The 2,192-nt window shown below is 67.4% G+C and carries 1 protein-coding gene; it reads left to right on the plus strand.

Features of this window, described 5'->3' with window-relative positions; all coding sequences use genetic code 11:
• The coding region (locus I55_RS01950; protein ID WP_044558773.1) for a TonB-dependent receptor domain-containing protein at positions 1-2,075 on the plus strand (2,075 nt) is incomplete at its 5' end.
• Positions 2,076-2,192 lie beyond the last annotated feature (117 nt).

Here is a 2,192-nt window from a genome sequence, read left to right on the forward strand (position 1 = left end):
TCAGGAACAGCCCGGCTTTCTCCGTGGCCGATATCCTGTCGCTGACGCCGGGCGTCACCATGCTGCAGGGCAACGGCCCCCGCGATGTTTCCATTTCCGTCCGGGGCTCCAACGAGCGCCAGACTTTTGGCATCCGCAACATCCAGGTGTCGAGGGACGGGTTCCCGGTGACCCAGCCGGACGGCCTGGGCCGCAGCGACCTTACCGACCCGCATGCCTATGCCGGCATCGACGTGTTCAAGGGGCCGTCGTCGGCCCTCTACGGCAATTACGCGACGGGTGGCGCCATCAATTTCCGCACCCGCGCGGGCGCCGACATCGACGGGGCCGAAACCGGCGTCGATGTCGGCGACCATGGCTACGTCAATGGCTACGCCACCGTCGGCGCCCAATACGGCGATTTCGACTACAGCCTGTTCGGCAGCCACGTGCGGGGCAACGGGTCCACCGCCCACAGCTCTTTCAACACCACGACGGAAAACCTGCTGGCCACCTTCGACGCCAGCCCGCGCGACCGCGTCACGGTGAAGCTGGTCAACAACGACCTGGACACCAACCTGTCCCTGCGCCTGTCGCTGAACCAGTTCAACCAGAACCCCTACCAGGCGGGATGCGCCACCCTGGCCGCCGCCGGCTGCGCGTCCGTCAGCGTCTACGCCAACGGCGTGAACGGCGCCAAGCTGGCCCTTAGCCCGGACCAGACCGGCCTGGGACGGCATGACCGCCGCACCATCGTCGGCGCCCGCTGGGAGCACGACATCGACACCGCCACGGTGTGGCGCACACAGATCGTCTTCGACAATCGCGACTACAACCAGCCGACCAGCGCCACCAGCGCCCGGGGCACCATCCCCTCCTTCAACCTGATGAGCGATGTGACCGCCCGCGCCCCGGTGCTGGGCCTGGAGGCCACGCACTTCGCCGCCCTGTCGTTCAATTATGAGGACATCAACTCCTACAGCTACAACCTGGCCCCCGCCACGGCGGCCGGTGGCGGCGCCACCCTGGGCGCCCTGACGCAAAGCATCTTCGGCCACCACTACAACCTGGGCGGCCGCTTGCGGGAAGAGGTGGCGCTGGCACCGCAGTGGAAGGCGGTGGTGGGCCTAGGCGCCGACTACACCGACATCGACGCCCTGCAGACGGCCTACGCCTATCCTACCTCCGGCGGGGCCACCACCACCCTGATCCGCGCCCGGCGCACCTTCTTCAACGTGGCGCCGGAGGCCTCGCTGGTCTACCAGCCCGCCCCCGACTGGCAGGCGCACGCCCGTGTCGCCACCGGCTATGGCACGCCGCAGTCGGGCAACCTGTTCGTCACCCAACAGGGGACCTTCGGCAACAACACGCAGCTGAAGTCCCAGTCCAATGTCGGCATCGATCTGGGCGCGGACTGGACCCTGGGCGGCGGCCTGAAGGCCTCCCTCACCGGGTTCTATGAGTTCTTCTCCAACGAACTGGTGTCGCAATCGGCCGGCGCCAACCTGCAGACCTTCACCTTCAACGCGCCCTCGTCCATCCATCGTGGCATCGAATTCTCGGCCGACTGGCAACCCCTGCCCGATATCCTGCCGGGGGCGCGGCTGTCGGCCGCCTACCTGCTGGACGACCAGTATTATGATGAATACGTGGAGGTGCTGAGCGCCGGGTCGCGCTCCGCCGCCTTCGACCGCTCGGGCAACAAGATCCCCGGGGTCATGCCGTCATACCTCAACGCCCGCGTCGGCTATGACCAGCCCACCGGGGCGCTGAAGGGGCTGGGCGGCTTCGTCGAGGTCAACCACCGTGACGCCTTCATGCTGGACAACGCCAACCTGCTGAAGGCCCCGGCGTATGACCTGGTGAATGTGAACCTGCACTATGAGCCATCGGCCCCCGGCCTGGCCGGCCTGCGGCTGTATGTCGAGGTGCGCAACGTGTTCGATGAAACCTACGTCGCCTCCGCCTCCAACATCACCGACACGCTGAACGCCGCGGGCGGCCAGAACGGCGCCGGGACCTTGGCGGCCAGCACCGGGTCGATCTGGGCGGGATCGCCCCGCACGGTCATCGGCGGCGTGCGTGTGAAGTTCTGACCAACCCCTGATCCGGAGGCCCCGTGGGCGTGAAGCCCACGGGGGATACCCATGAGCATCGAGACGCTTTCCGGCCAGGAGGGCACCCCCAGACACCACTCTGGACGCCCCTCTGGA

Source organism: Azospirillum sp. B4, assembly GCF_000333275.1.
In the GTDB taxonomy this organism is placed as follows: domain Bacteria; phylum Pseudomonadota; class Alphaproteobacteria; order Azospirillales; family Azospirillaceae; genus Nitrospirillum.